The sequence below is a fragment of the Mesorhizobium metallidurans STM 2683 genome, assembly GCF_000350085.1.
Classification (GTDB): Bacteria; Pseudomonadota; Alphaproteobacteria; order Rhizobiales; family Rhizobiaceae; genus Mesorhizobium; species Mesorhizobium metallidurans.
This window is the reverse complement of sequence record NZ_CAUM01000158.1, coordinates 1-15528: the sequence shown is the minus strand read 5'-3', so window position 1 is coordinate 15528 and position 15528 is coordinate 1. Positions and strand designations below refer to the sequence as shown.

Here is a 15528-nt window from a genome sequence, read left to right as displayed (position 1 = left end):
TTTTCATATGTTCGTTCGCCGCAAACTATCCGCCGATCGAATGATCGATGGTGTCTTGCTGACGCCGCGCGAATACGAGTGCCTGCAGTGGGCAGCACAAGGCAAGTCCGATTGGGAGATCGGCTGCATCCTGGGGATCACGCAGCGCACGGCCGCCTTTCATCTGGGCAACGCTCGCCGGAAGCTTGGGGTGACGACCACCAGGCAGGCAATTGGGCGCTTGGCCCGTTCGGGTTTTTCGGATCACTGACAAGTTAGCTTCACGTGCGCGGCGGCGTTGAAGCGTCGCCTGTGGGCGCTCGAGTGCCTCAATGCCCTTTGTGCTGCCTGCCCCTTTTTTCCGCCGAAAAACTGGGCCCCGATTGAACGTCGCTCTTCGGGGCATCGACGGATCGCTCGCCGGACCTTCACATCGCGAGATCGTTAAAGTGCTGATCGTAAGTCGGGTCCACGCCGACTGGGCGGATCCTGGCGATCACCTCAGCGATCGCATTCGGGGCGTCTCTCCGGCCGTGCGTTCAGGAATGAGGACTATCGTGAGTTCCTTGCCTGAAAACGTGACAGTTCCAGCCGTGCGTCAGCCGCCGAACAGTTCCTTGTAGCCGGTCGTTACCATCCAGTTCGCCCGGTCGATATGGCTGCGAACAGCCTTGCGGGCGCGCACCGGTTCAAGGACGGGGTTGATGCCGAGAATGAGTTCGGCCATTTCCTCTACGCTGGCATTGTCGGCGCAGGCGTCGAGGATGCGCAGGTAAATGGTGGAATGCTGCCTGTCGTAGCTCGTGATGCTGTCTGACCAGGGGACCTCGTCGCGCAGTGTTGAGCTTTGAGTCCCATCTGTTCCCGTTGATCGATTCATGTCTGCCGCGAACCTCGCATGTTGATCGCTGGATTCAAGACAGCATATCCCAAAATGGGATAATCCGGAACCGGGATTAGTGCCTGAGCCGGTCTTTACCTGACCGGTTCGCCTACATGCCCAAATCTCTTCGCTCTCCCCGCCACCAGCGGTTTCTGGACCAGCTGATATCGCTGCGCAAGGCCAAAGGCCTGACCCAGACGCAGGTAGCTGAAAAACTTGGTCGGCCGCAATCTTTCGTGGCCAAGTACGAGGGTGGAGAGCGGCGTCTCGATGTCATTGAGTTTCTCGACGTAACTGCAGTGCTTGATGCTGATCCGTGCGAGATTCTGTTGAGCCTACGGTCATAGCTGGCGCCGGCGCGCCCTTGCGGAGCGCACCGGCTGCCGCGGACCAGCCCGCTTTTCGTCGGAAAGCTCAGGCGTCTCACCCATTCGGCTCCCAGCTTGGCGCGGGTCGTCCGACCCGCCCAGCTCTTCTCTGTTTCGCCTTTCCCGCCGTGCAGGGGTAGACGGCACTCCCTCCTAGGGCCGCCGCGTCATCCCGTAACCCTTCGCTCTCGCTTCGGTCCTTCTCCTCGTTCCGGTTCTTCGGATGCGGTCAGCCTGGAGGGCGGCCCTTGCGGTCGCAACTCGCCGCCCACCCCCGCTTCCGGGGGAAAGCCGCGATCGGCGAGCGAAGATTAAACGATGCAGACAGAAGCGAACCGCTAGCGGAGACACAGGTGAGGGGCTGGCGCTCGGGTGTCAGGCTCTACCAGGAGATCACAGGCCGTATCATTGCCCGAGCTGGAGCCCGACACCGTACCGTGTGTGCATGGGGCAGGGCGAAGGACGGCCCTGGCTGTCGAGGAATGCTTCCCTGGCGCCAGACAGTGGCAGCAGCCAAACCCTATCAAGCAGCGCTTATGGAACGAGTTTTGCGTCGCTATTTCAGCTGAATGATCATCGCCGGAGAGAATATGCTGGAAAAATTCGAACGTTACCCGCTCACCGCGAGGACTGCAACTCTGGTCTCGCATTCGGCGGAAACAAGCTGCGCAAGCTCGAATACATCATCCCCGATGCGATCGCGTCAGATACCGACACGCTCGTCACCGTGGGCGACGTGCAGTCCAACCATACGCGCATTGTCGCCGCAGCGGCCAAAATCGGCATGAAATGTCTCCTGGTTCAGGAGAGCTGGGTTCCACATGAGGATGTCGTCTACGACCGGGTAGGCAACATTCTTTTGAGCCGCACCTTGGGCGCAGAGGTGCGCCTGGTCGACGAGGGCTTTGACATCGGTATCCGCCGCAGCTGGGAAAAAGCGCTTTACGAGGTCTAGGCAAGGGGCGGCCGGCCCTATGCGATACCGGCTGGGGCGTCTGTTCACCCGAATGGAGGCCTCGGCTATGTGGGGTTCGCGGAGGAAGTGCGCGCCCAGGAGGAACAGCTAGGGTTTGCCTTCGACTACATGGTCGTTTGCACGGTCACCGGTTCAACGCATGCCGGCATGCTCGTCGGATTCGCCAAGGACGGTCGACAGCGCAACGTGATCGGTATCGATGCCTCTGCTACCCCGGCCAAGACTAAGGCGCAGGTGCTAAGCATTGCCCGACATACAGCGACCCTCGTCGAGCTCGGATCGGAACTTGCCGAGGATGACGTGGTGTTGCTCGAGGACTACGCGTACCCGCGTTACGGCATTCCCTCCGAGGAAACCAAGGAGGCGGGTATGATTACGGATCCCGTCTATGAGGGCAAATCGATGCAAGGGATGATCGACCTCGTCCAAAAAGGCTTCTTTCCAGAGGGATCGAAGGTCTTTTACGCGCATCTCGGCGGCGCGCGGGCGATCAACGGTTATGGCTACACCTTTCGCAATGGCTGACGCTCGACAGATCTCGACGTGCCGTGTCTGCCGTGACAGCGCTGCGCCAAGTTTTTCCGAAGGCCGTGGGGAAACCGCAGTGGGCAGTTAACTGCCTCGGTGAGCACGACAAGACGCTGCCCAGTTCCCGACCCGCGCCAGGCTTGTTCGACCGCCAACGCAAGCTCCCGTGCGGTGGCAAAATGTCCGCCACCGGGGCCATCTACCCCAACGAAATCGGTGTCGCAGAATCCGCAGAGCCGCATATGACATTGCTTAAGCGGCCTTCGAGTGAGCAAGGGAGCATCTCGCCTGGCTTACGAGACGCGGCAATAGGTGGGAAATGTCCCACTGCACGTTTTGGAGCTCGTCCCACGCGGGGGCCCGATGCCGAAAACCCACTCGCCCGAACTCCACGCAGAATTAGGTTTCAGCGGGTGGAGGCTGCGGGGAAGGGTTTCTGGTTCCTCGAAGCCTATCACCACGAGAAACGCCTCTATCACGTCGCTCATGGCGATGATGCCTTGACGAGGACGAGGCGTGAGAATCCTGGTGTCTCCTCGAAAGCCTGCCTCACAGCACGGAAGAACTCGCTCATCAGCCGCAAGCCGCGCTCCAGGATGAGGCGGTCGAGCGATGAGTATGTCGTGTGGGGCAGGGCGCCGAGAAAATCCGCCATGTCCTGATCGGTGATCTGAAGGGCTTCATCGATGGTCTTGCCGACGATGAATTCGGTAAACGTCGAGGAAGCGATTATGGCCGAGCCGCGGCCGAAGGTCTGGAACGTTGCGGCAGTAATCGTCTCGGTCTTGGGGTCGAAACCCATCATCAATTTAAGCCCGTCGCCGCAGGCGACGGCGCCCGGCAACGGGCTGCACGTGTTTCAAAACTCTCTCGGAGATTTCACGCACGTATCGCAGATTGGGGACCCTGGACACCCCCAGATCGGCTTGCCCGCGTAGCAGCGGCAGTTGTCTATGGGACGCGGCCATCTGCAAACGCGATGGTATCGTCCGGAATATTATATTGGCGAACTGAACACCACGTCGCGCATACTTGCGGCTGGCGGGGACAAACGCCCATGATCGTGGGGGGCAAAGACAGTCGTCCATCGACGTTCTCCCCTTTTTTATTGAGAGGCACAAGTTGAAACCGCAAGACGGCTGCTAGGTCGCGAGCATACGAAGACGCAACATGTCGCCGTCCTCCAAGCTTCAGGTCTTCAACGCTCTTTCAGCGGCTTGCTGAGGGAATGCTATTGGGAAAGCCACATATGTCCGGGTCGAGTAATCTTGCGGATGAAAAGCGCCAGAGCGAGCTTTCAAGCTTTGTCCTGAGGGAGGTGCAGCGAATTCTCGCCCAATGTGATGAGGCGAGGCAGGTTGACAGGGCAGCTGTTGCGCCTGCTTCCGCCGATTTGACTGCCGTGGCCGCCGAATTGCTTGGCTGGCTGGAGGCCGAAGCAGCGCGACGACTGAACGCTCAGGCGTGTGAGATCGCTTCGCGACCCCGGCCAGCCGATCATCCGCTCGGGCATTCGGTACTGAAAGATTATCCGAGAGAAGGCTCGCGCATTGCAGAGTGGGCCGGTCCAGTTGCTGGCTCGACGCATCTCGAGAGACGTTTTGGGATACCGCGGTCAACGCTGCATTGGTGGCAGCAGCACAATGATGTGGTTGCCTTTCGAAGAGGCTCCCGCAAGCATGTATTTCCCCTGGCTCAGTTCATCGACGGCAGGCCCATGCCCGGAATCCGGCAGGTGCTCTCCTCGATCTCCGATCAAAGATTGGCTTGGCTGTGGCTGATCAGTCCCTCGCCTCTTCTCAAAGGCCGCGTTCCTATCGAATTGCTCAGGGAAGATACGAACACAGAAGTCGTTGCGTCGGCCGCCCAGGCCATTTCTCTGATTGGAGATGTCTGACGTTGGTCAGGCGTCGGTGGTTTTTCGTGCAGATTTGATGCGTACGCAAATAGTCAATGTACCAATTGTGCGGTTTGTATAAATGTATAGTTGTTCAATTTGTGCAAGTAATACTGATAATTTAGTGATAAAAATACAACTGATACTGCAAGGTTTGGTCGGAGGCGGAGTTTGCACTTGCACTATTCCGTCCGGTGAATAGCGTTCGAGCCGGGAAGGATGCTTCGTGATGCGCATCTTTTTCGATCGTGGGGACAAGGGAGCGGTTCGTCCATCGACGTCCTCGCCCTTTTCAAATCATTCAAGGAGATCAAAATGAACATCAAGAGCCTTCTTCTCGGCTCAGCTGCGGCACTGGTCGCAGTTTCCGGTGCGCGCGCCGCCGACGCCGTCGTCGTTGCCGAGCCGGAACCCGCTGAATACGTCCGCATCTGTGACGTCTACGGCGCCGGCTACTTCTACATCCCCGGCACCGAAACCTGCCTGCGCATCGGCGGCTATGTCCGCTACGACATCGGCGTCGGCGACATCGGCACATTCACCGGTGCGGGGACCGTCGACGTGGAGGACGGCGACGATCAGGATACCTACTGGAAGCGTGCCCGCTTGTCGCTGAGGACCTGGACCGGCCAGGAAACCGAGCTCGGCACCTTGAAGACCTACACCGAGACCCACTTCAACTTCCGCAACGTCCAAGGCGATACATCTCCGATCCTCAACGAAGCCGACAACAGAGCCGTCACGCTGCCCTACGCCTGGATCCAACTCGGTGGGCTGCGCGTCGGTAAGGACGACTCCGCCTTCGATACGTTCAGCGGCTACGCCGGCAACGTCTTGAACGATACGCTGGTTCCTTACGGTGGCTTCGACACCAACGTCGTCCAGTACTATTTCGACGCCGGCAACGGCTTCTCCGCCGTGGTTTCGCTCGAACAAGGTTACGGCGACTTCACGATCGACAGCTACGTCCCGCATGTCGTCGGCGGCGTGAAGTGGACGCAGGGCTGGGGCGCGATCACCGGCGTCATTGCCTACGACAGCAACTATGAAGAAGTGGCCGGCAAGGTTCGCCTCGACGTCACCCCGATGGAGAACCTGTCGCTGTTCATCATGGCCGGCTACGGCACCGACGACAACTACACGGATGGCGGCTTCGCAATCCCCGCCGGCGGCCGCGGCATGTACAAGCTGTGGAGCGGCAATTGGGCGGTCTGGGGCGGTGGCACCTACACCGTCAACGAGAAGACCTCGTTCAACACCCAGATTTCGTATGACGAAGGTGAGAATCTCGGCGTCGTGGCGAACATCGCCTACGATATCGTCCCCAGCCTGACGATCACGGCCGAAGCCAGCTACTTCCATGTTGGTGATGAGACCGTCAGCAACTGGACCGGTGCCGATGACGACGACAACTTCGGCGGCCTCCTCCGCTTCCAGCGCTCGTTCTAATCAGTAGCGTTTGACTGAAATCGAACCCGGCGGGCAACCGCCGGTTTTTTTGTATCGGCGTGGCTGTCACGTAGCGCGATGCATGACGCCGGCAATGCCAGCCATGGCCGTTCTTTGCTGGATCGGCCTTCAATTTCTAAATCTGAACGCCGGCGAATGGGCATCAGCCACCATGCCTTCCTCATCCCCAGGGCGGAGCGACGCGAAGCGGAGCGCAGACCCTGGAAATGACGAAGGGAGGGATGCTGACCGGTGCCGGCCGCACGCTAGAAATCGGCCCGCGAATCTATGCGCTTGCGACCCCCGCGGTCCGCACAATGCGGACCGGCGACCTCAAGTCAAATCTCTGCAAGATCGCCCAGCGACTGGATCAGCGGCTGAATTTCGTTTTCATAGTTCTTCCAGCGCTTGACCGACGATCTGTAGATCGGTTGGCGAACCTGCCAGCGGCTGGGCGTGTTGACCGAACCATCCCTGTCGAAAAAGCGCAGGCAGGCGTCATCCCAGGGCAGCCCGAGATAATCAATCAGGCGGCGTGACTGGGCTTCCTGGTCGTCGACCAGCGTTTCGTAGCGATTTTCGAAGATAAGGCCTGGAAAGACCTCGTTCCAGTGCCGCATCAGGCGGTCATATTCGCGATAATACAGGCCGAGTGTTTTCAGGTCGGTGTTGTAGCTGTGTGCCTCGCTGAAGTTGAGGACGAAGCAGGAGACACAATTGTCGATGGCGTCACGACGGCAATGAATGATGCGCGCGTTGGGGAAGAGAAGCCCGATAAGGCCGATCAGTTCAAAATTGTGCGGCGTCTTGTCCACGACGCGAAGCGCGGCAGGCGCCCGCTCCCGCAAGTAGGACAGGTGCTCTTCGGCCAAGGTTCTGGACAGGTCTTCTGTGATCGAGGTGATCGGCTGGCTCAAATCACCAGCCGATGATGTCCTGAGACCGATCGCATTCGCAACCCGCCTCAGTTTGCTAAGCTCCCCTGCGCCATGAACGTCCGGATGGCTGGCGCAGATCTGCTCCGTGAGCGTCGTCCCCGAGCGTGGCATGCCAACCACGAACACAGGCGCTTCGGAAGGATTTCCATAGCCGGCGCGGGCAGCCAGAAAGTCCGGCGTGAAGGTTTCAATCATCGAATCGATCCACCGACGATACAGATCGATATCGAACCTTTGGCCGGAGGCCTGTTTCGCCTTGTTGAACTGGTCGAATGCCTCATCATAACGCTTGAGGTCGTTCAGCACCTTGCCGGCGGCGTGATGGAGTTGCTGCGCGCCTTCCGCACCAAGTTTCGGATTACCGAGCTCACGAAGGATGGATTGGAGCTCCTCTGGCTCCTCGGTGAAGTTTCGCGTCTGTACAAGGTCGTTGTAGGCAGCCGGCACGCCAATTCGACGTTCGATTGCTTGCTTCAGATAGACGGCGGCTTCATCCATACGCCCCAGGCCGCTGAGCGCGCTGGCCAGCCCGGCTCGCACCTTGGGATGATCGCGGTTGATTTTCAGCGCCTTCTCGAAAAGCGGTAGAGCCATGTCGGGCTTGTCAAACGCCGTGTAAGTGCGCCCCAATGCACAAAGTGCTTCGATAAGGCCGGGCTGCAGTTCCAGGGCATACTGCATATGCATGATTGCTGGCGAATACTCGCTGACCTTCACATAGGCCTCGCCCAGGCTGAGGTGGTAATAGGGGTTTTTAGGTTCCTCGCCGACCGCCCGTGCGAAATATCGCAAGGCCCTCTCATCGTCGTAGCCCAGATATATGGTCCCCAGGATGTACAAGGCGAGCGGATGGTTTGGCGTGCGCTCCAGAACCCGAAGGCATCGGTCCTGAGCCTCGTCGAGCCGCTTGGCCTGCTGAAAGGCATATGCCTGTTTCAGCAGCGCGTCGTCGGCCTGCGCACGTGATTGGGCGTTTCCTTTCTGCGGGCTCGCTAAAGGCTTCGCTATCGGCACCTTCGCTTTCGGCGCGGGTCCGGGCTTGATGTGCTTTGACCAGGCAGGTGGGAGTCGATTGTTCATGCTATCTCGCTAGCAAAAGAGATATCTCGCTAGCAAAAAGAGCGGCGGGAATCCAGCGTGCTGGTTGCAGCCAAGCGGGAGCTTGCGCGGCCGACTGTGCCGCGCTAGTACCTTTTCACAGTGGTTCTGACTGGTTGATTTCCAGCCATTCGAGAATGGGCAGGCGTTGCGGAGGAACAAGGATCTCGATGCTTCTTGGAACGCGGGTTTGACGGCGAATGAGGCCGTTGCGTTCGAGGGTGACGATCATCTGATGGACCGACGGCGGACTGACCTGGAAGTGGCGTTGGATGTCGGCTTCGGCGGGCGGGCACCGAAACATGTGCGAATAGGTGTAGATGAAGGCCAGGTACTGACCCTGCTTTTCGGTGAAGCCCTTGTCGGCGGGCCGCTGTGCAGCGTCTGATTTTTGACTCATCTTTGGATTCGTCCGGTGCCTCCGACGAGGAGGCCGCAATGAACATACGTTATCGAGTGGAACTGAGCCAAGCCGAACGCGACGAGTTGAACACCATGCTGAAGGGAGGCAGGCATGCTGCCCGTAAGCTCAAGCGAGCCCAAATCCTGCTTGCCGCGGATGCCGGAAGCAGCGACGAGGAGATTGCCCGGGTGGCGGCGGTGGGCGGCTCGACCGTCTATCGCACCAAGCGCCGTTTTGTGGAGGGCAATCTGGAATACGCAATGAGCGAACTGCCGCGTCCGGGGGCCGAGCGCAAGCTGACCGGCAAGGAGGAAGCCTTGCTGGTGGCGACGGCGTGCGCGAACCCGCCTGCGGGCCGACGCCGCTGGACGCTGGAACTGCTTGCCGACGCCATGGTCAAGCTGACCGATCACGATAGTCTGTCGCACGAGACGGTGCGCCGCCGGCTGGCCGAGAACCACCTCAAGCCGTGGCGCAGGGACATGTGGTGCATTCCCCAGATCAACGGCGAGTATGTGGCACGCATGGAAGACGTGCTCGATCTCTATGCCGAAGCGCCCGATCCAAAGCGCCCGGTAGTCTGCTTCGACGAGACCCCGGTGCAGCTCATCGGCGAGGTTCGTCAGCCCATCCCCGCCGAGCCCGGCCAGTTGGAGCGCTACGACTATGAGTACCGCCGCAACGGCACCGTCAATCTATTCGTCTTTCTTGACGTGAACCGGCCTTGGCGAAGGGTCAAGGTCACCGCGCGGCGCACCGCACGAGATTATGCCCACTGCATGCGCGACCTCGTCGATGTCCATTATTCCGAGGCAAGCTGCATTCGCGTCGTGCAGGACAATTTGTCGACCCACACGGCGGGCGCTCTCTACGAAGCCTTCCCGCCGGCCGAAGCCCGCCGCATCCTGCGCCGTCTGGAATTCCACTACACGCCCAAGCACGCCAGTTGGCTCAACATGGTCGAGATCGAGATCGGCGTCCTCAACGGCCAGTGCCTGGATCGACGTATCGACAATGCCGAGCGTCTCACCAGCGAGATCGCCGCATGGGAGCGCCAGCGAAACGCTGCCGGAGCTCGTATCGATTGGATGTTCACAACCGACAAGGCCCGAGCCAAAATGGGTCGGGCCTATCCGCAAGTGCTCAAAGAGTCAGAACCACTGTGAAAAGGTACTAGCAAGAAGGCCCTTTTTGAACGAGCCTTTGCCATGCGCCAGCGGGCTCCCCTCACGCTGATCGGCCAATGGCGCGTCCACTCCGACTGAAACGATCCTCGCGATCACCTGCGCGATCGCATCCGCCGCGCCGTTTCGCGTGGCCGCGCACTGATGAATGCGCGTACCTGGACTTTCCCGTCTGAAAAGGCGTGGCAATCCGCGCCGTATTCAGCCGCCGAACAGGTGCTTGCTGCCGCTCGTCGCCATCCAGTTGGCGCGGTCGGATATGGCTGCGGACTGCTTTACGGGCGCGGACCGCTTCAAGGATCGGGTCGATGCCGAGAATGGCGATCGACCATTTCCTCTACGCTGGCATTATAGGCGCAGGCATCCAGGATGCCTAGGTAAATGGTGCGATGATGATGTCTGACCAGGGAACTTCGTCAGCAATCGGCGTAGTCGATTTCGGCTGTAGCATCGCTAATTCTATCTTCGGAATATGGCCGCCGCGAAGGTTTTCCCCAGCGGACTGGAAGCACGATGTGGATTACATATTATAGTTGATAAATTTAAGCTGCCCAATCCGCTGACCTTCGTGCATGGACATGCGCAGGTGGTCGGACGGAATGTGCAGAAAATCAGGCAAAAAAAGCGTCTGACGCAGGAGCAGCTTGCGGAGATTTCCGGATTCAGCCAGCAGTACATCAGCGGTCTGGAAAAAGGCCGCAGAAATCCGACCATCGTCACGAACCGGCAGTTGCGTGAGGGCGCTGGATCAAGCGCATGCGGCAACCCTTTTCAACTCGCTAGACCCGCGCCGGCCGGCATAGCAGAAAGCCGGTGGTGCGGAGACATCATTGATGCTGGACTATGACGTGCTTTGTATCGGTAATGCCATCGTTGACATCATCGCTCAGTGCGACGAGGCATTTCTCGAAACGAACGGCATCATCAAGGGCGCGATGAACCTGATCGACACGAGGCGCGCCGAGCTGCTCTACAGCCGCATGGGCCCGGCCATCGAAGCCTCTGGTGGCAGCGCCGGCAACACGGCGGCGGGCGTCGCCAGTTTCGGCGGCCGCGCCGCCTTCTTCGGCAAGGTCTCGAACGACACGCTCGGCGAAATCTACGCGCATGACATGCATGCCCAGGGCGTCGCCTTCGACACCAGGCCGCTCAACGGCGCACCGCCGACTGCGCGCTCGATGATCTTCGTCACGCCCGACGGCGAGCGCTCGATGAACACCTATCTCGGCGCTTGCGTCGAGCTCGGTCCGGAGGATGTCGAGGCGGACAAGGCGTCAGGCGCCGCCGTCACCTATTTCGAGGGCTATCTGTGGGACCCGCCGCGCGCCAAGGAAGCGTTCCGGCAGACGGCGAAGCTCGCCCATGCCGCCGGGCGCGAAGTGTCGATGACATTGTCGGATTCTTTCTGCGTCGACCGCTACCGCGAGGAGTTTCTGGAGCTGATGCGCTCGGGCACCGTCGATATCGTCTTTGCCAACAGCCACGAGATCAAGTCGCTCTACCAGACCGCCTCCTTCGACGAGGCGCTGGCCCAGATCCGCAAGGATTGCAAGATCGCCGCCGTCACCCGCTCCGAAAAGGGCTCGGTCATCGTGCGCGGCGACGAGACCGTCACCATCAATGCGACAAAAATCCGCGAGCTGGTCGACACCACCGGCGCCGGCGACCTCTATGCCGCCGGTTTCCTCTACGGCTACACGCAAGGCCGCAGCCTGAAGCATTGCGGCGATCTCGGCTCGCTGGCGGCCGGGCTGGTGATCCAGCAGATCGGGCCAAGGCCGCGGCAGAATTTACGCCACGAGGCTGAGCAGGCAGGGCTGATCTAGCCAGGCGACTCAACGACAGGCTGCCCGTCTCCCCTGTGCAGACTGTGCGGGGAGCTGCGCGTAAATCGAAATGCCGGATGCGCATCCGCGTGAGACGCAGCCCGCGGCATGTCACGTCGAAAAGGTTGATGGCGGTGTCACCCTCCAGTGCGAACCTTCTGCCGTGCGATATAGGGAAGCGTTCCGATCAGCAGCTCGACCTGTCGCATATATTGCTCACTCGCCATCGTCGACCTCGTGTGGCAACAGGTCGGCCGGGATCCCGATGCGATAGAGCGGGTAAGCGGCCAACTGGTGAATTGACATGAACGCATCGCCCGATTGAGATTTTCCTGCCGGGAGCGCAGTGCGTTGTTCAAGCAAGTCGAGACGATCATGGGCTAAAGACCATCGCGAGCCACGCCGGCATCGCCATGACGATGACGCGGTTTGTCTTGCGGAACGGTCTTCCGAGCCAAGCTACTTTTAGCGTTCGTCGACCGTAACCGCGCCCCCTGTCGACGCGAAGTGATCTGGTTCAACACCAGCAAGGGTTTTGGCTTTGTCAAATTGCCGGAAGGCATCGAGGCATATCTGCACATTCGGGTACTTGAGGCGGCCGGGAAGGCGCGGAACCGGTCTAGCGGGTGCATCGCTTAGGTTCTGCGTCAAGTGTCCTCTTTGCTCGACTGCATTGATAATCCGAGCGTTCTGGCAGCACGGGCAGTTCAGGCTGTATCTTTTTGTCCCAGGCTCTTTCCAGACTTGCAACTTCATCTTACCTCGGCAAGGCCGCTTCACCGTGCGATTACGAAGTAACCGGTTTTTTTCCGTAAGCATGTCTCCCCTATCTGCGCAATTCACCTCAAGTCATCCGGAATCCTGCATGCTTGTAATATTTGTTTTGCATTTTTTTAGCATATATTTAATGAAAAAATGCTGTTCATTAGCCAGACATTACATCTAAAAGTGAGTCGGACCTGCGCGGATGGCAGCATGAATCAGGATTTTGACCACTAGCAGGAGAGAATATGCCTTCCATATCTACTCGCAGCGCCAACGCAACGGACGCAGAGACGGTCGCCCGTTTCATTCACGCGCTACTCGATGAACTCTCAGGCGGGAAAGCGCCCACGCCCGACGTCGTCAGACAAAGCGCGGAGACGGTGCTTGCCGACGCTGGCGTGGTCGCTGTGATCGCAAGTGCAGATGACGAGCCGGTCGGCATCATGGTGCTGAATGAATGCACGGCGATCTATGCAGGAGGCAGGTTCGGCTACATTTCGGAGCTGTATGTTCGACCCGGCATGCGCTCCAAAGGGATTGCCCCTCATCTGCTTGAGGTCGCCTCGCAGGAAAGCCGTGCTCGTGGTTGGAAGCGACTTGAGGTTGGAGCGCCCGGGCAACCAAAATGGAAGCGCACGCTCGATTTCTATCTGCGGAACGGGTTCGAGGAAGTCGGCCCTCGGCTCTGTCGGATAATCTAGACTCAGAGTGTCTGCTGTGGACTGGCTCAAGCAACCTGCACGATCTCAGCGGATTGAGGTCCGGCGTGGTCGCTGCCTGCCGCTGCAATCGTACCAGCATCGTCATCGCAAATGTGTGCCTCAGATAATGCAAGGTTCCCGTCACGCCGGCCGCCCGGAACGCATCGGCAAAAACCGCCGTCAATCGGGTCACGCTAACGGCGTTTCCTTGAGTGTTGAGGAACAGAGCCGAGGGCGGCAATTTTGCCAACCTACAGGGGCCTTGCCTAGACGACCGCACCTGACTTGCACCCGGTTACGCTGGGTATAGCCGAATGGCGGATCATTTCTATGAGGGTAGTTTTATGAAATTGTACGCGAAAGTCTTTGGTGGAGCGGCAGCGTTGCTCGCTGCCTGGCCGGCGATGGCCAGCGACGCGGTGGTGAGCGAACCGGCGCCCTACAATCCCAATTTCTCTTTCGTTGGCGGCGTCGGCGTCATCGACATCGAGGCCAACGAGCTGGTCTATCAGGCTCCCGGCAGCGGCTCGAAGCTGAGCCACCTTATCTGGGAAAGCACCTCTCCGGTCATTTCAGCCGAGATGACGGCGCGCAGCGAGGCTGGCTGGACCGCCAAGCTTTCCAGCCAGATCGCATTCAGCGGCGACAGCTACATGGAAGACTATGACTGGAACCCGCCATTCTCGACCAATGATGGCTGGAACGACTGGAGCGACCGTTCGCGCTTTTCCGAGACCGATCTTGATCACTTCTATTCGGCAATCGTCGCGCTCGGCCACGACTTCCAGGTCAGCGAGCAACTGCTGATCAACGTCAACGGTGGCTTCAAGTACACCTCGGTCAAGTGGACTGCCTACGGCGGCTCCTATGTCGACCGCGATGTCGGCTTCCGGGATTCGGTTGGCGACTACCCAGGAGGCGCAAAGGTCATCAGCTACCAACAGAAATTGCCGGTCGCCTTGGCCGGCATCGATGCGACCTATGTCCAGGATCGCTGGAACTTCGGCTTTGCGCTGAAGGGCGGCACGACCTTCTCAGCTGGCGATACCGATCATCACTGGCTGCGTGACCTGCGCTTTGAGGAGGATTTCGAATCGGCGCCGGTTCTGATGGTCGGCGGCAGCGTCGGCTACCAGTACAACGAGCGGACCAGCTTCTTCGTCTCCGGTTCCTACGAAAAGGTGTTCACCGCTCGCGGCGACTACAACACCTATGACATGCGGACCGGCGCAAAGAGTGACGGCGACGACTCGATCGGCGGCGATTTTGCGGCGGCGACGGCGACGGTCGGCATCAAGACTTCGTTCTGATCGGAACGCCAAGCCGATGTCCGCAACGGCGCAGAAATCTGTGGGCGCGATATGAACGACGTTCTTTCGCCGAGCTGTCGTTCCGCGGTAGACCGTCTCTGATCTCGCAGCAGTCGTCCTTGTCCCCGACAAATGGTGATTTGAGAAATGCAAACCGGTTGGGCCATCGAATAGGCCCATTCCGACAGCTGTGAGCTGATAGCCTTCAATCGTCGGCGTCCAGAACAACGTCGAGCCGCACTCAGAACCCGCCTTCAACTTTATCGGACGATCGGTACCAACGGACGTGTTGTTCACCGTCGACTGAGAGCGCGTCGCACCGAACATTCACGGCAGCGAGGAAATGGCCCGATTCTTTCGATGCGATCGAGCGCGAAGCACGCAACGTCGGGTGAGCAAGACCGAGCGGTTCCTCCACCAGCTGCATGAACATGCTCCGGAACTTTCAATCGCGGCTGGCCTGGCCCGCCGCTTTGCCGCGATGATACGTGGCGACAACGATGCAGGCCTCGGTCAATGGATCGAGGATGCCATGAACAGCGAACTGGCTTCCCTTCGCAGCAGGTCTCAGCCGTGACATTGAGGCTGTCCGGGCGGCAATCACCCAGCCCTGGAGTACGAGCCCGGTCGAAGGCCAGATCAACCGCCTCAAGACGATCAAGCGCCAGATGTACGGGCGCGCCGCCTATCCATTCCTCCGGAGCCGACTTCTGCCAGCCGCTTGACCCAACTGGACAAAGGGACACCCGAAAAAAGTAGTCCCTGCACCAATATGCGGAAGAACCCGATTTGGCCTAAGCCTGACGGCGCCCGCGCGCCTGACGGCGCGTGCCGGGTGCTCGTGAACCGAGCCCGCTTTTCTTCGACAGGCTCAGGCGGTCTCGGCCATCCGGCTTCGCCCCCTGGCGCGGGCAGCCTGTCGGCTGCTGACGGTCGCCGGCCTCTCGGCCGGCGCGGTTTGTCTGTTGGCCTTTCCCGGCGGCGCGGGGTGGGCGGCACTCCCTTCTAGGCCCGCCGCGGCATCCCGCAACCCTTCGCTTCGCTTCGGGTCCTCCTCTTGCGTTCCGGTCCTTCAGATGCGGTCCGCCTTCCACGGCGGGCCTTTCCGGTCGCGTCTCGCCGCCCACCCCGCTTCCGGGGAAAGGCGCGGCGAGTGGTTAGCGGAGGACGAAGGAATGCGTGCAAGCAACAAGCGTTGCGCCAGCACAGAGGCTGGCGCGGCT

At 59.8% G+C, this 15528-nt stretch carries 14 protein-coding genes and 2 pseudogenes; 12 read left to right on the top strand and 4 right to left on the bottom strand.

Features of this window, described 5'->3' with window-relative positions; all coding sequences use genetic code 11:
- Positions 1 to 250: helix-turn-helix domain-containing protein (locus tag MESS2_RS28195; RefSeq protein WP_167332469.1), on the top strand; the 250-nt coding region annotated here is incomplete at its 5' end.
- 327 nt (positions 251 to 577) lie between these two features.
- On the opposite strand, the gene MESS2_RS28190 is transcribed toward MESS2_RS28195, so the two are convergent.
- Positions 578 to 859 (bottom strand): DNA -binding domain-containing protein, encoded by a 282-nt coding sequence (locus tag MESS2_RS28190; RefSeq protein ID WP_008878023.1) that lies wholly within the window; start codon positions 857 to 859, stop codon positions 578 to 580.
- Positions 860 to 975: 116 nt separating this feature from the next.
- Here MESS2_RS28190 and MESS2_RS28185 point away from each other — a divergent pair, with 116 nt between their 5' ends.
- Both MESS2_RS28185 and MESS2_RS28180 read left to right on the top strand, forming a co-directional pair.
- Complete coding sequence (locus tag MESS2_RS28185) at positions 976 to 1209, top strand: helix-turn-helix domain-containing protein (protein ID WP_008878022.1); 234 nt, start codon at positions 976 to 978, stop codon at positions 1207 to 1209.
- A gap of 586 nt (positions 1210 to 1795) precedes the next feature.
- Positions 1796 to 2731, top strand: a pseudogene (locus MESS2_RS28180) (1-aminocyclopropane-1-carboxylate deaminase).
- 487 nt (positions 2732 to 3218) lie between these two features.
- On the opposite strand, the gene MESS2_RS28175 reads toward MESS2_RS28180, so the two are convergent.
- The gene (locus MESS2_RS28175) at positions 3219 to 3578 is read right to left on the bottom strand and encodes an iron-sulfur cluster assembly scaffold protein (protein WP_280113338.1); all 360 of its coding nucleotides are present in this window, start codon (positions 3576 to 3578) and stop codon (positions 3219 to 3221) included.
- A 405-nt stretch (positions 3579 to 3983) separates the two neighbouring features.
- Between MESS2_RS28175 and MESS2_RS28170 the strand changes: the two genes are divergently transcribed.
- Together MESS2_RS28170 and MESS2_RS28165 are read left to right on the top strand one after the other, a co-directional pair.
- Positions 3984 to 4631: an antitoxin Xre/MbcA/ParS-like domain-containing protein gene (locus MESS2_RS28170; RefSeq protein WP_008878015.1), complete on the top strand. Its 648-nt coding sequence runs from the start codon at positions 3984 to 3986 to the stop codon at positions 4629 to 4631.
- 315 nt (positions 4632 to 4946) lie between these two features.
- A complete protein-coding gene (locus MESS2_RS28165; RefSeq protein ID WP_008878013.1) occupies positions 4947 to 6080 on the top strand; it encodes a porin in 1134 nt (377 codons plus the stop codon).
- Positions 6081 to 6418: 338 nt separating this feature from the next.
- Here MESS2_RS28165 and MESS2_RS28160 read toward each other — a convergent pair whose 3' ends face one another.
- Positions 6419 to 8098 carry a tetratricopeptide repeat-containing sulfotransferase family protein gene (locus MESS2_RS28160; RefSeq protein WP_008878012.1) on the bottom strand — a complete coding sequence of 560 codons (1680 nt, stop codon included), beginning with the start codon at positions 8096 to 8098 and terminating at the stop codon, positions 6419 to 6421.
- A 115-nt stretch (positions 8099 to 8213) separates the two neighbouring features.
- Positions 8214 to 8516: a LexA family protein gene (locus MESS2_RS28155; protein WP_008878011.1), complete on the bottom strand. Its 303-nt coding sequence runs from the start codon at positions 8514 to 8516 to the stop codon at positions 8214 to 8216.
- 38 nt (positions 8517 to 8554) lie between these two features.
- Between MESS2_RS28155 and MESS2_RS28150 the strand changes: the two genes are divergently transcribed.
- The 7 genes and pseudogenes from MESS2_RS28150 to MESS2_RS33105 all read left to right on the top strand — a co-directional run bounded on the left by MESS2_RS28150 (position 8555) and on the right by MESS2_RS33105 (position 14882).
- A complete protein-coding gene (locus MESS2_RS28150; protein ID WP_008878010.1) occupies positions 8555 to 9685 on the top strand; it encodes an IS630 family transposase in 1131 nt (376 codons plus the stop codon).
- Between the two features lie 490 nt (positions 9686 to 10175).
- A complete protein-coding gene (locus MESS2_RS30350; RefSeq protein ID WP_008878008.1) occupies positions 10176 to 10550 on the top strand; it encodes a helix-turn-helix domain-containing protein in 375 nt (124 codons plus the stop codon).
- Positions 10537 to 11529: an adenosine kinase gene (locus tag MESS2_RS28140; RefSeq protein WP_008878007.1), complete on the top strand. Its 993-nt coding sequence runs from the start codon at positions 10537 to 10539 to the stop codon at positions 11527 to 11529. The genes MESS2_RS30350 and MESS2_RS28140 overlap by 14 nt, the downstream gene beginning before the upstream one ends.
- Before the next feature lie 507 nt (positions 11530 to 12036).
- Positions 12037 to 12132: pseudogene (locus tag MESS2_RS33620) on the top strand (S1 domain-containing protein); the annotation flags it as partial.
- 407 nt (positions 12133 to 12539) lie between these two features.
- Positions 12540 to 12995 carry a GNAT family N-acetyltransferase gene (locus MESS2_RS28135; protein WP_008878005.1) on the top strand — a complete coding sequence of 152 codons (456 nt, stop codon included), beginning with the start codon at positions 12540 to 12542 and terminating at the stop codon, positions 12993 to 12995.
- Positions 12996 to 13339: 344 nt separating this feature from the next.
- Positions 13340 to 14305: an omptin family outer membrane protease gene (locus tag MESS2_RS28130; protein ID WP_040594183.1), complete on the top strand. Its 966-nt coding sequence runs from the start codon at positions 13340 to 13342 to the stop codon at positions 14303 to 14305.
- A 391-nt stretch (positions 14306 to 14696) separates the two neighbouring features.
- Complete coding sequence (locus MESS2_RS33105) at positions 14697 to 14882, top strand: hypothetical protein (RefSeq protein ID WP_040594182.1); 186 nt, start codon at positions 14697 to 14699, stop codon at positions 14880 to 14882.
- The last annotated feature ends 646 nt before the right edge of the window (positions 14883 to 15528 follow it).

Excerpts from the sequence above, each read along its gene's own strand:
- MESS2_RS28140 (WP_008878007.1), top strand. The coding sequence starts at position 10,537 with ATGCTGGACTATGACGTGCTTTGTATCGGTAATGCCATCGTTGACATC.
- MESS2_RS28170 (WP_008878015.1), top strand. The coding sequence starts at position 3,984 with ATGTCCGGGTCGAGTAATCTTGCGGATGAAAAGCGCCAGAGCGAGCTT.
- MESS2_RS30350 (WP_008878008.1), top strand. The coding sequence starts at position 10,176 with ATGGCCGCCGCGAAGGTTTTCCCCAGCGGACTGGAAGCACGATGTGGA.
- MESS2_RS28130 (WP_040594183.1), top strand. The coding sequence starts at position 13,340 with ATGAAATTGTACGCGAAAGTCTTTGGTGGAGCGGCAGCGTTGCTCGCT.
- MESS2_RS28135 (WP_008878005.1), top strand. The coding sequence starts at position 12,540 with ATGCCTTCCATATCTACTCGCAGCGCCAACGCAACGGACGCAGAGACG.
- MESS2_RS28185 (WP_008878022.1), top strand. The coding sequence starts at position 976 with ATGCCCAAATCTCTTCGCTCTCCCCGCCACCAGCGGTTTCTGGACCAG.
- MESS2_RS28160 (WP_008878012.1), bottom strand. The coding sequence starts at position 8,098 with ATGAACAATCGACTCCCACCTGCCTGGTCAAAGCACATCAAGCCCGGA.
- MESS2_RS28155 (WP_008878011.1), bottom strand. The coding sequence starts at position 8,516 with ATGAGTCAAAAATCAGACGCTGCACAGCGGCCCGCCGACAAGGGCTTC.
- MESS2_RS28150 (WP_008878010.1), top strand. The coding sequence starts at position 8,555 with ATGAACATACGTTATCGAGTGGAACTGAGCCAAGCCGAACGCGACGAG.
- MESS2_RS28190 (WP_008878023.1), bottom strand. The coding sequence starts at position 859 with ATGAATCGATCAACGGGAACAGATGGGACTCAAAGCTCAACACTGCGC.
- MESS2_RS28165 (WP_008878013.1), top strand. The coding sequence starts at position 4,947 with ATGAACATCAAGAGCCTTCTTCTCGGCTCAGCTGCGGCACTGGTCGCA.